Genomic DNA, 21,956 nt, shown 5'->3' with positions numbered 1-21,956 from the left:
GCTTCTTGCGAAGCCTAGTTTTCTAACAATTTAGTTTTCTAGCAATTTAGTCTTCGTACAGATAGCAACGGACAAAGTGATTGTCTGATAGCTGAGTAACGCCCGGTAGCTGCTCTTTGCATTTATCGGAAACGTGAGTACAGCGACCAGCAAACGGACAACCTGCCGACTCTGGCGTCCAAAGAGGGATATCCCCTTTGTTGCCTTTCAATTTTTCATGGATCGATTTCTTTGGATCCGGCACTGCTGATACCAAAAGCTGAGTGTAAGGATGTTGCGGATCGTGAATGATCTCTTCAGTGTCTCCCCACTCAACCATATGACCTACGTACATAACGGCTAAGTCTTCAGCGATGTAACGTGCAGTTGCGATGTCGTGAGTGATGTAAAGCAAAGACATCTGCTTTTCAAACTTCATCTCTTCCATCAGGTTTAATACGCCTGCACGGATAGAAACATCTAACATCGAGGTTGGTTCATCAGCCAAAACGACCTCAGCTCCAACGGCAATATTTCTTGCTAAATTTACGCGCTGGCGTTGTCCACCAGAAAGCTGGTGAGGGAACTTTTCGGCCGTTTCTTTTGGCGGAATGAGCCCCACTTGCTCAAGAAGATCGTATACGCGTTCTTCGAGCTCTTTTTTATTGCCAGATGTGATTTTCTTATGAATCAACAATGGGCGCGCAATATGGTGGAAGATATTATGCGTAGGGTTCAATGATCCAAACGGGTCTTGCCATACCATTTGAACACCTTCGCGATAATGCATCATGTCTTTACGACTACTAATGCCTTGAATGTCACGACCTTTATATTCGATAACGCCTTCAGTTGGGGCGTACATTTTCGCGATCATTTTTGCCGTTGTGGATTTGCCTGAACCAGACTCTCCAACCACTGACAGACCGCGGCTTTTATACATTTTGAATGACACGTCGTTAATGGCACGCATCATAGGTTGGTTTAAGGAATTACTGTTGATAGGGAAGTCTTTTACGACATTCTTGCCTTCAACCAGTAGTTCGCCAAAATCTTTGCTCATAATTGTCTCCAGTTTCTCTTTTCGCTTTTTTATTTTTTGTTGGCTCTATGCTTTGGCCGTCGCGATTGGTTGTCCATATAAATGGCAGTTAGAGAAGCGGTTTGGTTCTATTTGACGCAGTGTTGTTGCATTAGTCGTACATGCTTCGTGTACGCGGTCGCAACGTGATTGGAATCGACAGCCCTGCGGAATTTCCAGTAAGTTCAGCGGGTTGCCAGGAATGCCAGTTAACTTGGTTTTTGGACCTGTTAATGGAGGGAAAGAACTTCCCAGCCCTTTAGTATATGGATGGTATGGGCTTTCCAATATTTCCTTAGAAGGGGCAACTTCAATCAATTCACCTGAGTACATGATGCCGATGCGGTCTGAGAATTCGACCATCAACGATATATCATGAGTGATGAATAGAATGGAGAAACCAAATTCCTCTTTTAATGCGTAGATCTTTTGTAGGATTTCTCGCTGTACAACCACATCTAGTGCGGTAGTTGGCTCATCCATAATGATCATCTTAGGGTTTAGCGCTAACGCGATAGCGATAACCAGCCTTTGACGCATACCACCAGAGAATTGGTGCGGGAAGTCATTTAGGCGGCTAGGGTGGATATCAACAATTTCCAGTAGCCCTTCTGCACGACGGACAGCTTGCTCACGTGTCATATTGGTATGACGCATAATGACATCGCAGAATTGCTCCTCCATCGTGAGGACAGGGTTGAGCGCATTCATCGCGCTCTGGAATACCATCGACATTTCACTCCAGCGGAACGATTGCATACGCTCGTCACCGTACTGAAGGATATCTTCGCCATTGAAGATAACCTGACCACCTGTAATGAATGCTGGTGGCTTATGAAGACGCATCAGTGAGAAAGCAACGGTGGATTTCCCGCAGCCTGACTCTCCAGCCAGCCCGAAAACTTCCCCTTTACCTATGTCAAAACTTACGTGGTTACAAGCGCGGACATCGCCCGCGTCTGTAATGTAGTCCACGCACAAATCTTTTACAGAAATGAGTGGCTCAGTCATGATTACTTGTCTCCGCTCCAAAGTGCATTTTGTGGTGGAAGTTCTGGTTGACGTTCTTTTTGGTCTTGAGCGTTGAGTTTTTTCCAACGCTTCATGCCTTTGTGAGAACGCAGTTGCGGGTTAGCAATTTCATCTACTGCGAAGTTAAGCAGTGCAAGACCTGTAACAAGCAGCGTCAGTGCCATACATGGAGCAACGAGTTCCCACCAAGCGCCAATTAGCATTGATGAAGAGGTTTGCACGTTGTAAAGCATGATGCCCCAGCTGATAGTGCTTGGGTCGCCAAGACCTAGGAACGAGATTGTCGCTTCCATCATGATGGCGTACATAACTGAACCGATGAAGCTTGCACCTACAATTGGGATAAGGTTTGGCAAGATTTCAACGAAGATGATTCTCCAAGAAGACTCACCCAATACTTCTGCCGCTTTAACAAACTCTTTCTCACGCAACGCCAGTGTTTGCGAGCGAATAACCCTTGCGCCCCAAGCCCAGGATGTACACCCAACTATGATGGCAATGGTTAACGGTCCTGCCTCCCCAATAAATGCCGCCAGTACAAACAGGAGCGGATATTGTGGAATAACAAGCATGATATTCATTGCGGCTGTCAGAATGTCATCGACTCGACCGCCGAAGTAACCGGCTGAGATACCTATGATAGTGGCTAGGAAACACACGGTAATACCAGCACCGAAGCCGACTGAAAGCGATACGCGTGCACCGTAAGCTAGCTGAGACCATACGTCACGACCCATACGAGTTGTTCCGAAAATATGGTCTGCTTTTTTCGACATAAGCAGAGTACGGCGGTCTGTAGCTAGCTTTTCAGCAATAAAGCCATCCGGGTTGTTCTGAGCGGCTTTTACAACAAAGCCAGGGTATTCGTGTGGCTTACCAGTACGCTTATCCGGCGCATGTTTCGTAATAATAGGTGCAGCCAAAGCCATGAATAAGAATAGGCTCAGAATAACGACACCAATCATAGCAACGGGGTTGCTCCAAACTAATTTAGCGAAACCTTTCATGATTATTTGCCTCCCTTACGTAGGCGTGGGTCAAGAACCACATACAACATGTCTGCAACCAGGTTAAAGAACAGCATAAACAGGGTCATAATGAGTAGTTGTCCCTGAAGAACTTGGTAATCACGAGCGTGAATAGCGTTAAATAGCACCGAGCCAAGACCAGGGTAGTTAAAGATGATTTCGATGATAAGCTGACCACCGATCGCCATGCCAAGAGACATAGACAACGCTGTCACACTTGGAAGTAAGGCGTTACGGGCTGCGTAGTTGAATACCACACGGTTTTCGCTCAGACCCTTACCTTTCGCCATGGTGATGTAATCTTCAGCCAATAGGTTGATCATGTTGTTACGCATGTTCACCAAGAAGCCACCGATTTGTACGACTGAAGCACAGAATAATGGAAGAACAGCGTGGTAAGCGGCGTCTTTGTAAAACTCCCAGCTTGTCCATTCAGGTAATGTACCCGCCGTGTAAGCGTAACCCGTAGGGAACCACTTAAGGCCAATCGCAAAGGTAAACAGGGCTAGCATCGCGATAACAACCTGCGGTACCGCTTGAATGATCAGCATACCTGGAGTGATAAAGGTGTCGTAACGGCTACCACGTTTCCACGCAGCGAAAATACCTAAGATAGAACCGATTGAAAATGATAGAACAACGGCAGTACCGGCTAGGAAAAGAGACCAGCCAAACGCGCTACCAAGTAGTTCGTTTACGCTAAGAGGGTAGAACTGAATTGAAGTGCCCAGTTCCCAGCTTAGGATGTTTTTCATGTAGGCAAAATACTGTACCCAAATTGGACCATCCACAAAGCCCAGAAGTTGTTTCATTGCTTCAATACGCTCAGGTGTTACCTGAACAGAAGCGTTAGCGAACATCATGGTAACTGGGTCACCTGGCATTGCTCGCGGAATGATGAAGTTCAAAGTGGCTGCAACTAACAGCGCAATAAAGTAAAACGACAAACGTCTTAAAAAATATCCCATAACTTATACCTTACTCACCCAGATTTTTTACCTGATCCTGGATTCAGGACGCTCTTTTTGGAACGAAAAACCCCCTGACGACGAGCGCCATACCTTAAACAACTAGGGAGAGGGTTTAGAGAGCGGTGCACGGAATGCGCACCGCAAAGGTTATTGCTTACTTAACTGGTTTCAGGTCCAGTACGTGAAGCAGACGCTCAGGGATACCAGCCCAAACATTTGGACGTCCCTTAGGATTCTTCTCACTCCACCAACCTGTGAAACGAGCTGTGTTGTATTGGTACATGTAAGCACCAGACATTACAGGAATCGTTACTTGGTTAGACGCGATGATTTGCTGAATACCATGAGCGATTTCAAGCTGCTCGTTTTTGTTTGCAGTCTTGTAGAAGCTGTCTAGAAGTGAATCTAGCTTGCTGTCTTTGAAGTAGTGCATTGCAAAACGAGGCATACCTTTACCTTCTTGAAGGTTTGAGTTGTATGCACTGTTCCAGTATAGGTACGGGTCAGCACCGTGGAAGTAGTTTGTGTATGCAACGTCGTAAGTACCTTCAAGCATCGCTTGGTTGTACACAGAGAAGTCTGGTGTACGAGCACGTGCTTTGATACCAACTTCTTGAAGTTGCTCAACCGCTAGCTGTACTGTGTTGTTGAAGTCAGTCCAACCGTTTGGAGACTGAACCAACAGCTCAAAAGACTTACCAGATGGCGTGTCAACGAAACCATCGTTGTTTACGTCTTTGAATCCAGCTTTCTTCAGAAGTGCTTTAGCACCATCGACATTGTACGTGTTGTAGCCTTTGTACTTGTTGTGAGTCTTTTCATCAGACCATGCTTCAAACGCATAACCTAGACCAGATGCGAAGTCATTCACTGTACCGCCACCGTAGAACGCGATGTCGATGATAGTTTGACGGTCTAGAGCCATTGAGAACGCACGACGGAATTCTACATTGTTAAGTGCTTCGTTCTTCGCTGCATCAGGGTGCTTGAAGTTTACAACAAACGCCTGAGTACCTGCTGGCGGGTACCAGTAGTTGTGTTTAGGGCTTGCTGCTGCGTAAGTACGGTCAATGTCAGGAATGAATGAAGAAGTCCAGTCCATTTCGCTGTTTACAACTTTGCCTAGGAACTGGTCGTTGTTTGCGATTTGTGGAACACGCAGACAATCAACTTCTAGGTTATCGTTGTCCCAGTATTGTGGGTTACGACATTGAACGTAAAGTTGAGGTGTGAAAGTAGCAATTTCTGTGAACGGACCTGAACCAACAGGGTTCTCGTTCATAAATGTTGTTGGATCTTCAACTTTAGACCAAACGTGCTCAGGTACGATAGAAACTTTAGCAATTTCGTAAGGTACATTTGAGTTAGCTTCAGTCAAACGGAAACGTACTTTGTACTCGTCGATTTTTTCAACGTTTGCAACCCAGTTGTTTGTACCGTGTTGGTCAAGAGCCGGTGTTTTCTTTACAAGATCGAAAGAGAATACAACGTCGTCTGCAGTGAACTTTTCGCCATCCGACCATTTCACACCCTTACGGATGTCAAAGGTTACGCTCATTAGGTCGTCAGACATTTTGAAGTCTTCAGCCAAACGCATAACTGGCGTGTTGCCGTGCATTTCGTTAAACACAACTAAAGGCTCGTATAGGAAGTCCCAAGTTGTGTGAAGGTGAGTTGCGCCCAAGAATGGGTTGAAGTTACGAACGAACGTGGTGAACTCTTTAGGGTGAATAGTCAGTTCACTACGCTCTGCAGCTGAAACTACAGGAGCGACGGCAGTTGCTGCAGCAACTACTGCGACTGCTAGCGCTGTCTTCTTAATATTGGCAAGCATAGCTGTTCCTTACTCATTGCTTTTATTTCACTAAATGGATGTGAATGTCATCAATTGATAAACACTCGCCGCGGCTATCCCAACATCCTCCAACTTCGAAATTTGAGAGAAGTTGGGTGGCCTATAGCCCTCGGTCAAGGCTAAGAAAACACCTTGCAGAGTAAATGGTCAAATAGGGTGTACGTTAAATACGTTAAAACCACGTTTAACTACGTCATAAACGTCAAAATAAGCTTCGGTGTGTGTTTTTTAGTCAGTTTTATTGGTGTGATCAATGTCTAGTAAAGTGCTGTTTCATAGTATCTTGGTTAGTGATTGCTAACTGTTTGTTCATTATTTTTTATAGTGTGTTTCAGGTTTGTCTTTTTAAAGAGATCTTACTCACTATGCGGTTCTTACGTTAATTTACATCGATAAAATTATTCTGACAATTTGTTGTGACTGGCTTCTCAAAGACGTAACAAAACGGGGTGTTTACCTGATAAATTCGTAAAAATAACGAAATTAGAGGTGATTTAGGTGTGCGATTTTAAGGTTAATTTAAACGGTAAAATAACCCAGTTGTTCGTGAAAACAAGCGAAAGATAACAGTGAAAATATCCCTTTTTTCTGTAGAGGATTTCCTTAATAAAAATACTGAGCGTTGAATAGAAAATCACTCAATTATCATACCTTTCTAGAGGTGCAAAGGAGGCTTGAAGGTTTGTGGCTTCTTATTTAAATCAAGCTGGGTAGGTCAGAATACGTTACAGGTATATGGTTGAATGTGATTGGAGTAAGGCATTTTGTTGAGTAGAAAGAGCAACGGAAACTAGCAATAAAAAAGGCTTCATAATCGAAGCCTCCGTTTGCTTTAATGACTTTTACTTTAATAAGCCTGCGTGTGAGCTACGAAGTCAAAAGTTTTTGCAGCTTGTCTCTTAGCGTAATCAACTTCTCACGCTGACCACTAGGAGTGTGACAATGTTCTAGTATGAACTCGATAGAGTTAATGACGGTCCGCCATCGAGGCGTTTTTGGTAGTGTTTCTACTCTTAAATACTTATCAAGAGTTCGAGTTTGAAGTGTGCTTCTGTCTAGGTATACACGCCATAGGCCACTTTGCTCGGCAAAAGAGAATTTAGTCTGACCCGTTTCAGATTCCCAGTAATCGATGGCTGTCGTCATTGAATCGACGAGAATTTCTCTCATTAGTTCCTGTTTATCACCACCGCGTCCAGATACTTTGTCGGCGATACGTGTAAACTCGCCGCCTAATTCTTTGAGCTGTTGGAGCTTACCTTTATCCCCTTCAAATGCGTAGCTTGATAGCGCCTCTACGGCGGTTTCTAGGTTGTTAATTCTGGCTGCGTTCAAGCCGCCACCAACATTGAAGATATACATATAGTGGATATCAGAGCCTTCTGGGAGCTTAAGCACATCCGCAGAAATGTGGTCGCGTCGATCGTCGACGTATACGTCAATACCACCGCAGAAGTGATCTTCCTGAAGGTTGAGGTATTTAGGGGCGATAACTTCATCGCCATTAGAGCGTTTAAGTTGCTCTTGCGTCCGCTTAAACAGTTTTGCTGCTGCTTCATTTGCGAAACGGATTCGACCATCATCCCGCAGACAGAGAATAGCTTCGGGAGCAGATTCTAATTGTTCAAGCAACCTACCTTGGGTTTCAAGCAAGTTTGCCTCTACAAGTGCACGCTGCTTTAATTCGGCTTGCAGTTTGTCATTTTCAATCCGCCTTAGCTCTGCTTTACCTGCAGCGAGGTGAGCTTTAATACGCGATGCTAGCTCTAATTTGTTGAATGGCTTAGTGAGATAGTCATTGGCACCGCTATCAAAGCCTTTGATTCTGTCGTTAGTTTGACTTAAAGCGGTAAGCATGATGACAGGTAACTCAGAGTGGTCATAACTCAACCTGACTTGCTCACATACTTGATACCCGCTTAAGCCTGGCATCATAACGTCTAAAAGGAGTAGGTCAGGCTTTTCTAGCTGAACCAATTCTAATGCTTCTGTTCCGTCTTTCGCCGTTTTTACTCTGTAGCCTTCCATTTTCAGGAAGCTATCCAGAATCTGTAGATTTACGGGTTCGTCATCAGCGACGACAATCAGTGGACCATCTGGGTTTTCAGGTAGTGAATTCTCATCCAGTTTGGCACTGTCTGAACTATCGGGTGCCTGAAAGTGGCTTTGTGTTGTCCCCAATTGTTTGGATATCGAAATCTCTTCCTCGGAGGCTAAAGGTAGCGAGAAACTGAATGTGGTACCCACTAAAGGTTGGCTACTGACATACAGTGTCCCACCCATCAGTTCAATTAACTGGCGGCTAATCGATAGCCCTAGCCCTGCGCCTTGTCGATAGCGACTAGAGTCTTGTCCTGCTTGAATCAAGGGCTCGAATATATGTTCAAGTTGTTCTGCCGGTATACCTTGACCGGTATCGACAACTTGTACCCTAAGTTTTTCGTCGAGTACGGTAGCGGAAATAACGATTTTACCCTCCGACGTGTACTTAATAGCATTACCGATTAGGTTGTAAAGTACTTGCTCAATGCGCTGAGGATCTGCGGAAACCAAAGGAAGATCCATTGGGACTTGATTAATGATGCGAATGGATTTGTTCCCCAACAAATGCTGAGACAACTCCAAAACAAGTCGAGTCGATGAGGACAAGTTTACCGCGGATACTTGAATATCTAAGCTGCCATAACGCATCTTATGGTAATCAAGCAAGTCATCAACCAAAGTCGCCAGCCGCTGACCGCTGTTAATGATGATGTCGAGTTGGTGTTTCTGATTGGCTGGAATAGGACCGTTTGCGCCACTGATGAGAGCCTCGGCAATGCCTACCATTCCGTGTAGTGGGGTTCTCAATTCATGTGAAGTTGTTGCGAGAAATTCATCTTTTAACTTATTGGCAAGTTGCAGTTCATCATTTTGGGTCTGAATCACCTTCAAGTGCGCTTCAAGCTCTTCATTCTGAGATTTGATCGTTAGAATTTTCTCACGTATTGAGCGCTGCATTCGCTGGAAGCTGACACCTAATCTGCCGATTTCATCTTTACGTTTTGTTTCAAACATCACTTCATCAAGATCACCTGCCGACACTCGTTCCGCAGACCAAGTGAGCTTGAGAAGAGGGGAGGTAATAAAATTAGACAAATAATGCGAACAAATCACCACCAAGATAATGGCGATAAACATGGCGACCACAAACACTTTTTCAAGCTGTTGAATTCGCGCAAAAGCTTCTGCTTCTGTACGCTCTGCGACCAATGCCCATTCAATGTTTTGAATTTGAATATTCGTATACGCGGCAATAATGTTTTCACCAGAAGTGTTCACAAACGTTTTTACCGAAGTTTGATCGCTCAATGCGAGATCGATAATCTCGGCACTTTCGTCAATTTCTTCTTGAGATACGTTAAAAATACGAGCTGCTTTATCTTCACCAACTAAGAAAGCCTTGATGGTTTTACTCGTTGCAGCATCTTCAAACAGCGACAAAAGTTTGGTGCTCGGTAAACGAAATAGCGCGTAACTGTGTAAGTATTCATGCTGTACAATGGGAGCAGCAAACCACGCAACATGTTCGTTGCCTTCTAAAGCAAAGTCCGACATGGCGATAGGCGTGAAATCTTGGTTGTCTTTGTGCTTTCTAACTTTTTCTTTTAACGCGTTAAAAGTTTTGCCTAGATTACTTTCACTGTATTTTCCGGTATTTAGATTAGTACCGTAATTGTCGTATTTATTTAGGGAATAAACGACATTACCATCCATATCTACTAATAAAATATCGTCAAAATCGCTACGTTTAAGCAAATCAACGTAGCGGCGGTGATAGCGTTTGTGCATTAATCGGTAGCGCTCACTACCCTGATAGTCTTCGGATTCTGGTAATACCGACGTTTTTATTTGATCGCCAGAACCTTGTATATAACGCTGTTGTGCATAGTCTCGAGCTTGCTCAATGGTCTCGCCCAAGTTATTGAAAGCATTTATTAAACCGTAGAACCTTCCTCCGCTATTGTACGCCAGTTCAGAACGGACAAAGCCCATAACCTCGGACTCTTTGGCTTCGAAATAATCGAGTAACTGTTGTTTTTTTGTATCTCGAACTGAAAGGAGGTGAGACGTACTTTGTTCTTGTAAATCTTTACTATGGGACTGGAGAAAAAACAGCGCGATCATAGTCAGTGGCGTGATACTCAAAACGAGAAAAGCCACCATCAACGTGTGCTGAAGACGTTTAAATTTTTGTTTTTTATTAGGTTTAAACATAAGTGTCGTTTAAAAAAGCCTATTAACAACTCAAGCCGTTTTCGTAAGCTGCGACGAAAACGACAAAACGGGAAATGACGATTTTAACGTTTATACGAGGTTTTTTTTCTTAATCAAGTAAGTGCCATATAAATCGTGGTCAATAACGCAAAAATTGAGTCTCGCTAAGCAACAGTCGCATGAGTATTGGTGCAAAAGCAACGCCAGCATGAGAGATCAGGCTGGCAGGTAAACTCAATCTGTTATGCTTTATTTGCTTGGTAAATAGCGAACTTTGTTGTTTTGTCAGCTAACTCGCAGTGACCAAATGCTTTTTCAATAATTGGAGGATATTTTAGAAAGCTATTGGCGACGATGTGTAATGTCCCTCTTTTATTCAAGTAAGTAGGGGCTTGGGCCAATAACGTTTCTGTCGCACTGTAGCTAGTATCTAAGCCTGAATGAAACGGTGGGTTAGATATTAAAAAATCATAAGAATCATTCATATCTGAATACACGTCTGTTGCAAACACGTGACCTTCAATATTGTTGGCTGCAAGTGTTGCTTTGGAAGATGCAACAGCCAGTGCGCTGACATCGCACATAGACAAGTTTATTTCTGGGAATTGATTCGCCATCGCAGCGCCAATAACCCCTGCACCACACCCGAAGTCGAGCACTTTTCCTGCTAAGTTAGGGAGCGTTTTCAATAGTAGTTGAGTACCAAGATCAAATTCACCATGGCTAAAAACACCCGGTAGACTTTTTATGGTTAAGTCAGTCCCGCCAATGCTTAATGAATAGCTTTTGTACCACTGCTGAATGTCAAATTCAGGGGGCTCAGAGGTACATTGCCCCCAGTAAAAAGAGCAACGGCGCGCTGAGTCGTATTTCTTAATGACACCATAGGGTTTAAAGAATTTTTCTATACTTTTGATGCCAGAACGGTTTTCTCCAATGACGACAATTTCTGTATCGACACCGAATTTGCTCATCAACATTGCCAACAAATATTCGGCTTCTGCTTTTGCTTTTGGCCAATACAGCAAGATGAGATCAGCCTGACTTGGCGCTGTGAATTCTTCACCGAAAAAACGTTGAATAGAGGAGTGACTTTCGAGTTGGCGATAGTATCCATAATGCGTGGTAAATACGGAAACACTTTCACAGTTCTTGGCGAGTTCTATTGGAAACAGATCTTCTGCTTCGCCCGCAACCAATACGTGTTTGCCATTAAAATATTCCAGATTTCGCTCTGCAATTTGGCTAGGAGCGGTAAATGCTGACATGAAAGGATCTCGAAAAGAAAAATATGGTCGGATTCTCGCACAATCCGACCATAGCTTGAAGTGTCTATGAAGGAATTAGGTCAACAGATTTTAACTGTTATCTTGTTTATTTAAGAAGGTTTGGAACTCTTCTTCATAAATAGTGAACAGCACCATGGTGACGGCAAAGATGAGTGGACCATAGATTAAACCTATTAACCCGAACAGCTGGATACCCCCTAATAGGGAGAAGAAAATCATCAGTGTATTCATCCCAGCACTGCCCTGCATTAGCAGAGGACGTAAGATGTTATCGATAGAACCAACAATGACGACACTCCATATGGTTAAGAAGATTGCCCAACCCGTGTCACCTGTAACAAATAGGTAAATTGCCGCTGGTATCCATATTAAAGCGGTACCAACCAGTGGAATGAAGGAAGCGAATCCCATCATTGTTCCCCAAAATAGCCCTGGGAAACCCGCTAGCCACATTCCAATACCGCCTGCCAAGCCTTGAGCGATCGCAGTGAGAAATGACCCTAAAACTGCCGACTTTGATACTTTCTCAATTTCTTCAAGCAGCCTATCTTCTTGGCTACGAGAAAGAGGAAGTATATGGCGGATAGCTTTAATGATTTTGTCGTGATCTCTTAAAAGGAAGAAAAGCACAAACAGCATCAAGAAGAAATCCATTAAGAAGTTGGTCGCATCCCCAAGTACTTTGGCACTAAATGCCACTAACTGAGAACCAAACTGAGAGACAAACTCGGCGACTTTCTGGGCGATTTGCTGCGGGTCTATTGCATCAAAAGGCAGGTATTCATTAATAAAGCCGAGTGCTTTGATAACAAAAGGATGCGAGGTGGCTTCTTGAATTCCACCGTGAGTTAGCCAGTTATAAGCGTTTTGAGAAAAACCGGATCCTTGCTGAACAATGGCCGCAAATACGGCTAATAAAGGCAAAACAATGATGACGGTGAGTAACACGCAAGATAGGACAGATGCAGTGTTTCTGTATTTTGGCATTTTGTTTTCTAGCCACTCATGCACAGGAAACATAAGAAGAGAAATAATGAAAGCCAAAATAATGGAGTTAACGTAGGGCTGGACAAGCAAATAGCACGCATAACCAGCAGCCAAAAGTGCGAGTACGAGTACCCAGTGGCTGGAAGATAACTTGAGTTTATCTGACACGGTATTGCCTCTAATCTTTATAGTCTGTGCATTATAATGGCGGTAATACAATTGGTTATCAACAAAAGAAAAACGTTATGGCGTGATGTAGGAAAGAGAAGGCGTGCTCAGGAAAAAGAAGCCGAGTATCGCTATTTACACTATATGTTTGTGTACTTCTCGCTTTAGTTATTCTCCATAGGCGATAAAAAGGGCAGCGAAGGCTGCCCTAAATAGACTGATTTTTATTAAAAATCGGTGTAAGAATTTATGCTTCAGAAGCAAGGATCGCAAGACAGCGGTCTGCCGCTTCCAACGTTGCATCAATTTCTTTGCTGCCGTGCGCCAAAGAAGTGAAGCTTGCTTCAAATGCGGAAGGTGCAAGATAAACACCGTGATCAAGCATGAGGTGGAAGAATCGTTTAAAACGCTCAATATCGCATTTTGTGACGTCTTCATAGCTAGTTACGTTAGTCTGATCCGTAAAGAAGAATCCAAACATCCCACCGACTTGGTTCACAACCAAAGGAATACCATTTTTATCGGCTAATTCTTTGAATCCATCAGCCAGTTGTTTGGTCACGTCGGCCAGACGTTGTTCATTACCTTCGCACGTTAATTCCTGCAAACAAGCGTAGCCAGCAGCCATTGCCACTGGGTTACCAGAAAGGGTACCCGCTTGATAGACAGGTCCTGTTGGTGCGATATGTTGCATGACTTCTTTCTTACCACCAAATGCACCGACTGGCATACCACCGCCAATCACTTTACCTAACGTAGTCAAATCTGGCTGAATATTGTAGTAAGCCTGAGCGCCACCTTGTGCAACACGGAACCCCGTCATGACTTCATCAAAAATCAGCAAAGCGCCTTCTTGATCGCAGAGGCTACGTAAACCTTCGTGGAAACCATCGACAGGAGGAATACAGTTCATATTACCCGCAACAGGTTCTACAATAATGCAGGCGATTTCCCCTTTGTTTGCAGCAAACAGCTCTTTTACCGACTCTAGATCGTTAAAAGTCGCAGTAAGAGTATATTTAGCAAAATCGGCAGGTACACCCGGAGAGCTTGGCTGACCAAGGGTGAGAGCTCCTGAGCCTGCTTTCACCAATAGACTGTCTGCATGACCGTGATAACAGCCTTCAAATTTCAGAATCTTATCTCGACCAGTGTAGCCACGAGCTAATCGAATCGCACTCATAGTGGCTTCAGTCCCAGAGCTCACCATGCGAAGTTGCTCCATTGAAGGAACTAATGTCGACACCAACTCCGCCATTTTGATTTCCATTTCGGTTGGCGCACCAAAACTAAGTCCGCGATTAGCGGCTTCTACTACGGCATCGCGAACAGCAACATGGTTGTGACCTAGAATCATTGGTCCCCATGAACCAACATAGTCTATGTAAGCTTTACCATCAGCATCAAAGATAAATGCGCCGTCAGCTCGTTCTATAAATAGCGGTGAGCCACCTACGCCATTAAAAGCGCGTACAGGGGAGTTAACGCCTCCCGGGATAATATCTTGCGCTTTTTGATACAGCTCGGCTGATTTGGTCATGGAGAAATCCTTATTTAAGTTGAACGCACGCATTGTAACGGTAACCGCGATTTTTGCATTATCCAATTTAAAGTTTTGTGTGACTTAGGTTGAAATAGGCAATACTTGAACGTAACAGTCAGGTATTAGATAATCAGCCAATAATCGAAATTTTAATAAGTCGGCGTATTGATGAAATAAGCCGCGTGAGAGAGGTCGTTGTGAGTGAAATAAATGTACCCTTGTCCTTTTCAGATACGGCGGCAGCACGTGTAAAGCTCCTAATTTCTGAAGAAGAAAATCCAGAACTAAAATTGCGTGTATACATCACTGGAGGTGGCTGCAGTGGTTTTCAATACGGATTTACTTTTGATGAGTCCGTCAATGAAGGTGACTCGATTATCGAAAATGATGGTGTTGTTCTTGTTGTAGATCCTATGAGTCTTCAGTACCTAATGGGGGGGATTGTTGACTACACTGAAGGTTTAGAAGGCAGTCGCTTCTTTGTCAACAACCCTAACGCAACGACAACATGTGGTTGCGGAGCGTCATTTAGCGTCTAGTCGCAGTTTTAATACGTCCTTTAATTCCATGAAAACCCAGTAATTTACTGGGTTTTTTCATTTTTTTTTGAGTTTACTTGCAAAACACCGTTCGGTGCGGTGTATTGTTTCCGTATACTTGATTAGCATTGGGTCATTCAATGTTAATCTGAGCTTAAGGTTGCTCAGATATAATCCCCGTCTAAATTGAGTCTTTTGCGTTAGGAAGTCGTATAAGACAAAAAAATATAACAAGGAATTTGTATGCCAGTTGCAAGAACTAATGGCTTTTTCTCTCAACGCCCTTGGCTAGTTTCCCTCATACTCGTTACTATTCTCACCGTTTGGCTTGGTCTTGGCATTCTGAAAGCGGAAGAATCTCCCCAAAGTAATAAGCAAGAAGAAACCATCCCACTCGCAAAGGTTGTTGTTGATAGTTTTATAGCTCAACCCACAGCCAAAAATATTAACCTCTATGGTCGTACCGCACCAAACCGTGAAGCCACTCTCGGCGCAGAAATCGCCGGAAAAATTATCGCTCTCAAAGCGAGTAAAGGTGACTTTGTTAAAAAAGGACAAGCTATTGCCCAAATAGACAAAGCGGATTTGGATATTAGGCTTGAGAAAGCCAAAGCATTACTGACTGTAAAAGAGAAAGAATTTAAAGCAGCGAACTCTTTGAAAAAAAGAGGACTACAAGGTGAGGTTGCTTACAGCAATGCTCAAGCTTCTTTAACCGACGCTCGAGCTGGTGTTCGAAATGCACAATTGGCTCTAAGCAATACTGAAGTTAAAGCACCTTTCTCTGGCTTTGTTGAAGACATGATGATTGAAGTTGGGGACTTTGTAGGTGTGGGTGATCCCGTCGCGAAAGTCTTAGACCTTTCTAAGTTGGTTATTGAGGCAGACGTCAGCGAGCGCCATGTTCATCAACTTAAACTGAATCAACTTGCTTCTATTCGCTTGGTGACTGGGGAGATTATTGAAGGGCGTTTACGCTATCTTTCTCGTGTTTCCTCTTTATCTACAAATACGTTTGCCATTGAAATTGAAATTCCAAATAAAGGGCAGAAAACACCAGCAGGTGTGAGCGCTGAAGTTGATTTAGAGCTGGAGACTCAGCTTGCTGTTAAAGTTACGCCCGCAATGTTAGCGCTAGATGAATCTGGGAACTTAGGCGTGAAAACGGTTCAAGCCAAAGACATAGTTAAGTTTATTCCCATTCAATTGGTTAAAGCGGAACAAGACGGTGTTTGGCTGACAGGGCTAGGCAGTGAAGTGGATATCATTACTGTTGGTCAAGGATTCGTCCGTGATGGCGATTCCGTAATCGCTACTCGCCAATAAGAGGGCTGTATTATGTATTCTGTAATTGATGCAGCACTCTCGCGTAGCCGTACAATGCTGACTTTGTTGGTCTTGATTTTGGTTGCAGGGGCACTGACTTACCAAGCGATCCCTAAAGAATCCAGCCCGGATATTACCATTCCAATTATTTATGTGTCTGTTGGACACCAAGGTATCTCGCCTGGAGATTCAGAGCGACTGCTTGTACGACCTATTGAGCAAGAGCTACGCTCAATTGAAGGTGTAAAAGAGATGAATTCCACCGCTTCAGAAGGTCATGCTTCTGTCATGCTGGAATTCAATGTTGGTGTTGACCTCAATAAAGCAATGGCTGATGTTCGTGAGGCGGTGGATTTAGCCAAAGCTAAGCTGCCAGCAGACAGCGACGAACCAACCGTTAACGAAGTAACTTTGGCTTCCGCACAGCCTATTTTATCTGTTGTGCTATACGGGACAGTACCGGAACGTACTATTGTTCAGGTGGGGCGCCAAATACGAGATAAGCTGGAAGGTTTCCGTCAGGTTCTTGAAGTCGATATTGCTGGTGACCGCGATGATGTTGTTGAAATCATTGTCGATCCGCTTCTCATGGAAAGCTATGGTCTTGATCAAGGCGATATCTACAATCTAATTGCTCAAAATAACAAAGTTGTTGCAGCTGGTTTTGTTGATACTGGCTACGGACGATTTTCTGTCAAAGTGCCTTCGGTTTTTGACTCTCTAAAAGACGTCTTAGAGCTACCGGTAAAAGTTGATGGAAAACAAGTCATTACATTTGGTGATATCGCGACCGTAAGACGCGCATTCCGAGATCCTGAAAGTTACGCTCGACTCGATGGAGAGTCCGCTGTCGTTCTCGATGTGAAGAAACGAGCAGGCGAAAACATCATTGAAACTGTTGATCTGGTTAAGCTGGTTCTAGCAGAGGCGCAGAAACGTGACGATTGGCCTTCAAACCTGTTAGTTAAATATACGTGGGATGAATCGAAAGATGTGAAGACCATGCTTAATGATCTTCAAAACAACATTCTTTCTGCGATCATTCTTGTTGTCATCGTGATCATTGCGATTCTTGGTACGCGAACGGCTTTCTTAGTGGGTGTATCCATTCCTGGATCATTTCTTACTGGGTTGCTGGTTCTCGCAATATTTGGCTTGACGGTTAATATTGTCGTTCTTTTCTCGTTGATCATGGCCGTCGGTATGCTGGTGGATGGTGCCATTGTAGTCACCGAATTTGCAGACAGAAGAATGCAAGAAGGTGTCGATAAGAAACAGGCCTACCGAGATGCAGCAAAACGAATGGCGTGGCCTATTACCGCTTCTACCGCTACTACGCTGGCGGCATTTGCTCCCTTACTATTCTGGCCCGATACCACGGGCGAGTTCATGAAGTATCTACCGCTGACGCTGATTGCTACGTTAAGTGCATCTTTGGTCATGGCGCTGTTGTTTGTTCCAGTTCTTGGGGGGCTGTTAGGTAAACAGCAGTACGTTTCTCCCGCTAAGCAGAAAGAAATGGTGGCCTTGCATGATGGCGACTTTGAAAAAGCGACTGGTTTAACAAGGGCATACTATAAAACGCTGTCTGTGGCGATTAAGCATCCTCTCAAAATTCTATTTTCTGCAATCTTACTGGCCGTTGCCGTAGGCTTCGCTTATAACAAAGCCGGTCTAGGTGCAGAGTTCTTCCCTGAGGTTGATCCTCCATTCTTTACTGTAAAAGTACGCTCACATGGTGATTTATCATTACGTGAAAAAGACACCATCATGCGCGAAGTTGAAGCCGCTGTTTTAGGGCACGATGAATTTGAGAGTGTTTATACCAAAACAGGTGGAAAAGATGAGATAGGGCAGATCCAAATTACCCCTATTGATTGGCAGTATCGTCGTAAAGTGACCGTTATTATCGAAGAGCTTCGTGAAGTGACAGATAAGTTTGCAGGGGTCGAGATCGAATACAAATTCCCAGATGCAGGTCCCCCAGTAGAAAATGATTTAGTCATTGAGATGTCTTCAAGCCAACCTGATAATTTGGACGAAGGAGCGAAAATTGTACGCCATTGGGCGGATTCATATCCTGCGTTCACAAACTTGAATGACACATCCAGTAAAGAGGGTATCGACTGGCAAATCGATATTCGACGCGATGATGCTTCACGTTTTGCGGCGGATGCAACCTTAGTAGGAAACACGGTTCAATTTGTCACAAACGGATTGAAAATTGGTGATTACCTTCCCGATGATGCAAATGAAGAAGTGGATATTTTGGTTCGATTCCCTGAAGACAAGCGAGATATTGGACGCTTCGATCAATTGAGAGTCAAAACTCAACAGGGGTTAGTGCCAATTACTAACTTTGCAGAAATTAAACCGCACCAAAAACAAGACGCGATCCAACGTCTTGATGGGCACCGTATCATCAACATCATGGCTGACATGAAAGAGGGTGAGGAATATAACCTAGCTAATGAACTGCCTAAGATTGAAGAAGCTTTGGCGAAACTAGAGCTTCCTGCTGGTGTGGAATACAAGATTCGCGGACAGAATGAGGAGCAAGAAAACTCGTCTGCATTTTTGCAAAAAGCGTTCTTGATTGCGTTAGCTGTGATGGCGTTGATTCTGATTACCCAATTCAATAGCTTCTATCAAGCATTCTTGATTTTGAGTGCCGTGCTGTTTTCTACTGTTGGCGTGTTTGTTGGCTTGTTGATTTTCCAAAGACCATTTGGCGTGATTATGTCAGGAATTGGTGTCATTGCGCTGGCGGGTATTGTCGTTAACAACAATATAGTACTCATTGATACATACAATCAGTTGAGAAAACGTGGTTTAGACAAGACCAATGCGATATTGCGTACCGGAGTTCAGCGTCTTCGCCCAGTTATGTTAACCACTGTGACCACTATTTTAGGTCTTTTGCCAATGGTATTGGAAATGAACATTGACCTTATTAATCAGAAGATAGAGTTTGGTGCGCCAAGTACTCAATGGTGGTCTCAATTAGCAACTGCTGTTGCGGGTGGGTTGGCATTTGCGACAGTGTTAACACTGGTTTTGACACCTTGCTTACTCATGCTTGGTAGAGAGCCTAAAACAGAAGTCAAATCAGATGACTCTTCCGTTATTGGAAAAACACAGTCTGAAAAAACGGAGCTGGAATTGGTAAACGAGGCATCGTAACTTCTTTCACTACTCTCACTTAAAAAGAAAAACGCCAGCTTAGTATCACTAAGCTGGCGTTTTTGTTTGGATATGAAAATACAGCGAAAGCTAACTTTCTTGGGGTTGCAGAAGCACTTTGTATTTATCAAGTTGCTCTAGACGAAGCTTGGAGTTGGCAATGAATGTTTGCTTCGCTTTTCCTTTTAACGATTTGGACTCAGGAAGCTTCACTGTCCGAGGGTTTTTGTGTACACCATTAACCAAAAATTCGTAGTGAAGGTGCGCTCCAGTGACTCTACCAGTGCTCCCTAAAGTGCCAACGGTTTGCCCCTGTTTTACTCTTTGCCCTGTTTTCACCCTACGTTTTTTCATGTGTAGATATTTAGTTATGTACGTGTTGCTGTGGCGAATAAAGACATAATTACCATTAAACTTGTTGTATCCAGACTTCTCAACAATACCGTCTCCAGCAGCCCAGATAGGTGTACCAACAGGTGCAACATAGTCGGTTCCTCTGTGCGCGCGTACTTTACCCGTCACAGGGTGTAGCCGTCGTGGGTTGAAGTTAGAGCTGACATAACGGAAGTTGATTGGAGAGCGAAGGAAAGCTTTCTTCATTGCGCGCCCGTCTTGATCGTAATAGTTACCCGTTTTTCTGTCACGAATCGCTTTGAATGTATCACCTTGGTTGGTAAAGATGGCGGCAATGATATTACCTCGTCCAATCTTTTCACCTTCGACAACTTTTTCTTCGTAAAGCACCTGAAAGTTATCGCCTTTTCGAATGTCTAGGGCAAAGTCGATATCCCAGCCAAATATCCCAGCCAGCTCCATAATCTGATTTGCATTTAAACCGGCGGTAACGCCTGCGTTCCAAAAGTTCGAAGTAATTTCAGCTTCGGCATAATTGTATTGTATGTCGACCTCTTTCTTACTCCGCTGGGAGGCATACCCATCTTCAGACCGAGTAATACTGAATGTTTCAAAGGCGTTTAACTGACGATTCAAATGAATCAGCTCATTCTTCTCATCAAAGCCAAATTTTAACGTATCTCCGGGGCGCAAACGTGATAGCTGCCTGTTGATTTCTTTGTTACTGCTGATCAAGTTATGTAGAAGACGAGGAGACAACCCTATGCGGCTAAATAGGACAGCAGCGCTTTCACCTGAACGTACTTTATGGGTTTCCCAGCGAATCAGTGAAAGGGTTTTGGGCTCGTAGCTTGGGCTTAAGTTCGCACCATCAATGGGGATTGGATAGGCTTTGCCCACTTCCAAACTTTGAGTCTTGGGTTTGAGCTCACTGGCATCTGGAAGAAGAAACACAGCGATGATGACAATCGCAGAAAAGAAGGCAATCCATACTCGGTGCAACGGAGAAAGACGTGCGAATTTAGACATCGGAATCCATTTATTGGGTTAATGATATAAAAAAGACAATTACTGAGTCTAACTGGTTTCAAAACTGAGTGCTATTCAAGTAAGATGACGGAATATCAAATTTTTGCCAAATCTGTGGGAGTGAACAAGAATGGCGAGTATTGAAGCAGCACTGGCGGAAATTAAGCGCGGTGTCGAAGAGCTTATTCCAGAAGAAGAATTGATTGAAAAGCTAAAGGAAGGTCGCCCTTTACGCATTAAGCTAGGTGCCGATCCTACTGCACCAGATATCCATCTCGGTCATACCGTTATTTTTAATAAGTTACGTGCATTTCAGGATTTAGGTCATGAAGTGACGTTCCTTATTGGTGATTTTACTGCAATGGTTGGTGACCCAACGGGTAAAAATAACACTCGCCCACCTCTTAGCCGTGAAGACGTTCTTCGCAACGCAGAAACGTATAAAGAGCAAGTATTTAAAATTCTCGATCCAGCGAAAACCAAGATCCAATTTAACTCAGAGTGGTTATCGGAATTAGGTGCTGAAGGTATGATCCGTTTGGCTGCGAATCAGACCGTTGCGCGTATGTTAGAGCGTGATGACTTTAAGAAGCGTTATGCTGGTGGCCAACCTATTGCGATTCACGAATTTATGTATCCATTGCTTCAAGGCTGGGATTCAGTCGCAATGGAAACAGATGTGGAACTGGGCGGTACAGACCAGAAGTTTAACCTTCTAATGGGTCGCGAACTGCAAAAGTCGAATGGTCAAAAACCACAAGCTGTTTTGATGATGCCTTTATTGGTGGGTTTGGACGGTGAGAAGAAAATGTCCAAGTCGGCGAATAACTATATTGGCATCAGTGAAGCGCCAAGTGAAATGTTCGGTAAAATCATGTCGATTTCTGATGATTTGATGTGGAGTTACTATGAGTTGTTGTCATTCCGCCCATTAGGCGAAGTTGAGCAATTCAAGAATGATATCGCAAACGGTAAAAATCCACGTGATATCAAAATACTACTGGCTAAAGAAATTATTGCTCGCTTCCACTCCGAAGCGGATGCTGACGCAGCTGAGCAAGAATTCATTAACCGTTTCCAGAAAGGTGCAATGCCTGAGGAGATGCCTGAATTTGAATTTGATGCTGGGTTGCCAATTACGAATCTGCTGAAAGATACAGGGTTAGTTAACTCAACATCAGATGCGATGCGTATGATTAAACAAGGTGCAGCCAAAATAGACGGCGAGAAAGTTGTAGACAACAAACTTGTCCCTGAAGCAGGTACTGCTGTTTACCAAGTGGGTAAACGCAAATTCGCACGAGTGACAATTAAGTAGCAATAACTGCTTTGAAA

14 protein-coding genes are annotated in these 21,956 nt (G+C 43.8%); 4 read left to right on the top strand and 10 right to left on the bottom strand.

Annotation, left to right across the window (positions count from 1 at the left end):
* Positions 1–46: 46 nt before the first annotated feature.
* The 9 genes from Q8W40_RS11700 to hemL form a co-directional block, all read right to left on the bottom strand.
* Positions 47–1,042, bottom strand: a complete 996-nt coding sequence (locus tag Q8W40_RS11700) for an ABC transporter ATP-binding protein (protein WP_305397307.1) — start codon at positions 1,040–1,042, stop codon at positions 47–49.
* 45 nt (positions 1,043–1,087) lie between these two features.
* On the bottom strand, positions 1,088–2,071 hold the full coding sequence (locus Q8W40_RS11695; RefSeq protein ID WP_305397306.1) for an ABC transporter ATP-binding protein: 984 nt from the start codon (positions 2,069–2,071) through the stop codon (positions 1,088–1,090).
* Positions 2,072–2,073: 2 nt separating this feature from the next.
* Entirely contained in the window at positions 2,074–3,099 is a 1,026-nt protein-coding gene (locus Q8W40_RS11690; RefSeq protein ID WP_305397305.1) for an ABC transporter permease, read from the bottom strand.
* A 2-nt stretch (positions 3,100–3,101) separates the two neighbouring features.
* Positions 3,102–4,088 (bottom strand): ABC transporter permease, encoded by a 987-nt coding sequence (locus Q8W40_RS11685; protein ID WP_101113265.1) that lies wholly within the window; start codon positions 4,086–4,088, stop codon positions 3,102–3,104.
* A gap of 157 nt (positions 4,089–4,245) precedes the next feature.
* The gene (locus Q8W40_RS11680) at positions 4,246–5,925 is read right to left on the bottom strand and encodes an ABC transporter substrate-binding protein (protein WP_305397304.1); all 1,680 of its coding nucleotides are present in this window, start codon (positions 5,923–5,925) and stop codon (positions 4,246–4,248) included.
* A gap of 888 nt (positions 5,926–6,813) precedes the next feature.
* Entirely contained in the window at positions 6,814–10,203 is a 3,390-nt protein-coding gene (locus tag Q8W40_RS11675; RefSeq protein ID WP_305397303.1) for an ATP-binding protein, read from the bottom strand.
* 242 nt (positions 10,204–10,445) lie between these two features.
* Positions 10,446–11,471 carry a 16S rRNA (guanine(1207)-N(2))-methyltransferase RsmC gene (rsmC, locus tag Q8W40_RS11670; RefSeq protein ID WP_305397302.1) on the bottom strand — a complete coding sequence of 342 codons (1,026 nt, stop codon included), beginning with the start codon at positions 11,469–11,471 and terminating at the stop codon, positions 10,446–10,448.
* A gap of 90 nt (positions 11,472–11,561) precedes the next feature.
* Positions 11,562–12,647 carry an AI-2E family transporter gene (locus tag Q8W40_RS11665; protein WP_305397301.1) on the bottom strand — a complete coding sequence of 362 codons (1,086 nt, stop codon included), beginning with the start codon at positions 12,645–12,647 and terminating at the stop codon, positions 11,562–11,564.
* Positions 12,648–12,894: 247 nt separating this feature from the next.
* On the bottom strand, positions 12,895–14,187 hold the full coding sequence (gene hemL, locus Q8W40_RS11660) for a glutamate-1-semialdehyde 2,1-aminomutase (protein ID WP_305397300.1): 1,293 nt from the start codon (positions 14,185–14,187) through the stop codon (positions 12,895–12,897).
* A 200-nt stretch (positions 14,188–14,387) separates the two neighbouring features.
* Between hemL and erpA the strand changes: the two genes are divergently transcribed.
* From erpA to Q8W40_RS11645, 3 genes are all read left to right on the top strand, one after another.
* Positions 14,388–14,729, top strand: coding sequence for an iron-sulfur cluster insertion protein ErpA (gene erpA / locus Q8W40_RS11655; protein ID WP_101113259.1), 342 nt, complete (start codon positions 14,388–14,390; stop codon positions 14,727–14,729).
* Positions 14,730–14,972: 243 nt separating this feature from the next.
* Positions 14,973–16,055, top strand: coding sequence for an efflux RND transporter periplasmic adaptor subunit (locus tag Q8W40_RS11650; RefSeq protein ID WP_305397299.1), 1,083 nt, complete (start codon positions 14,973–14,975; stop codon positions 16,053–16,055).
* A 12-nt stretch (positions 16,056–16,067) separates the two neighbouring features.
* Positions 16,068–19,238: an efflux RND transporter permease subunit gene (locus Q8W40_RS11645; RefSeq protein WP_305397298.1), complete on the top strand. Its 3,171-nt coding sequence runs from the start codon at positions 16,068–16,070 to the stop codon at positions 19,236–19,238.
* A gap of 90 nt (positions 19,239–19,328) precedes the next feature.
* On the opposite strand, the gene Q8W40_RS11640 is transcribed toward Q8W40_RS11645, so the two are convergent.
* On the bottom strand, positions 19,329–20,621 hold the full coding sequence (locus Q8W40_RS11640; RefSeq protein ID WP_305397297.1) for a peptidoglycan DD-metalloendopeptidase family protein: 1,293 nt from the start codon (positions 20,619–20,621) through the stop codon (positions 19,329–19,331).
* Between the two features lie 130 nt (positions 20,622–20,751).
* Here Q8W40_RS11640 and tyrS point away from each other — a divergent pair, with 130 nt between their 5' ends.
* Positions 20,752–21,939 carry a tyrosine--tRNA ligase gene (gene tyrS / locus Q8W40_RS11635; protein ID WP_305397296.1) on the top strand — a complete coding sequence of 396 codons (1,188 nt, stop codon included), beginning with the start codon at positions 20,752–20,754 and terminating at the stop codon, positions 21,937–21,939.
* The last annotated feature ends 17 nt before the right edge of the window (positions 21,940–21,956 follow it).

It is taken from the genome of Vibrio penaeicida (assembly GCF_030689305.1).
Taxonomy (GTDB): domain Bacteria; phylum Pseudomonadota; class Gammaproteobacteria; order Enterobacterales; family Vibrionaceae; genus Vibrio; species Vibrio penaeicida_B.
Note: the sequence above shows the minus strand (reverse complement) of the source record. Positions and strands in the feature narration are given on the sequence as shown.